This is a genomic window from Luteimonas sp. TWI382, assembly GCF_039674545.1.
GTDB lineage: Bacteria > Pseudomonadota > Gammaproteobacteria > Xanthomonadales > Xanthomonadaceae > Luteimonas.
Genome location: NZ_JBDJNS010000051.1, coordinates 1 through 1245, shown reverse-complemented (window position 1 = coordinate 1245; position 1245 = coordinate 1). Strand labels below are relative to the sequence as shown.

1 protein-coding gene is annotated in these 1245 nt (G+C 72.7%); it reads left to right on the top strand.

All coding sequences use genetic code 11. From position 1 onward, the window contains the following. Window positions 1-1215: D-tagatose-bisphosphate aldolase, class II, non-catalytic subunit (locus tag ABE505_RS17040; protein ID WP_346458293.1), on the top strand; the 1215-nt coding region annotated here is incomplete at its 5' end. Window positions 1216-1245: the final 30 nt, after the last annotated feature.

The window sequence follows — 1245 nt, the reverse complement described above, 5'->3', positions numbered from 1 at the left end:
CACCCCTTGGTGCTGGAGGCCGCGCTGCGCCATGCCCAGCGCCACGCCCTGCCGCTGGTGCTCATCGAGGCGACCTGCAACCAGGTCAACCAGGACGGCGGCTACACCGGCATGACCCCGGCCGACTTCGTCGCCTTCGTCGGCGACATCGCCCGGCAAGTCGGCTTCGATCCGGCGCGCATCGCGCTCGGCGGCGATCACCTGGGTCCCAATCCCTGGACCGCGCTCAAGGCCGAGGCGGCGATGGCCAAGGCCGAGACGATGGTCGCCGCCTACGTTGCCGCGGGCTTCCGCAAGCTCCATCTCGACTGCTCGATGGCCTGCGCGGGCGATCCGGTGCCGCTCCCCGAGGCGACGATCGTCGCGCGCGCGGTGCGGCTGTGCCGCGCGGCCGAGGCCGCCCATGCCCGGGCCGGTGGCGAGCCGCCGGTCTACGTGATCGGCACCGAGGTGCCGGTGCCCGGTGGCGCGACCGAGGCCATCGACGGCCTGGCGGTCACCGCGCCCGAGGCCGCGCTGGCGACGATCGAGGCCCACCGGGACGCGTTTGCAGCCGCCGGCCTGCAAGCCGCGTGGACGCGGGTGATCGCCTCGGTGGTGCAACCAGGCGTGGAGTTCGACCACCACCAGGTCATCGACTACGTGCCGGCTGCCGCGCACGCCCTCAGCGCCGCGATCGAACAGGTCCCGGGCCTGGTGTTCGAGGCGCATTCGACCGACTACCAGACCCCCGAGGCACTGGCCGCGCTGGTGCGCGACCACTTCGCGATCCTCAAGGTCGGCCCCGGCCTGACCTTCGCGCTGCGCGAGGCGTTGTGGGCGCTGGATGCGATCGAGCGCGAGTGGATCGCGCCGGAGCAGCGTGCGCAGCTGCGCGAGACCGCGCTGGCACGCATGCGCGCCCAGCCCGGCCACTGGCAGCGCTACTACCCCGCCCAGGGCGAGGCGCTGACCATCGACCTGCAATACAGCTTGAGCGACCGCATCCGCTACTACTGGCCGGATCCTGCGATCGAGGCGGCCTGCCAGCAGCTGTTCGCCAACCTGCGCCAGAGCCCGCCGCCGATGCCGCTGGTCGGCCAGTACCTGCCACAGGCGCTGCGCGCCCTGCGCGCCGACCGCACCCCGCTCGATCCCGCCGCCCTCGTGATGGCCCACATCGCCATCGCCCTCGACGACTACCGCCATGCCTGCGTCCCCGATGCCCAGTCCTGACCTTCTTGGCCTGCCCGAACCCGACCTGGC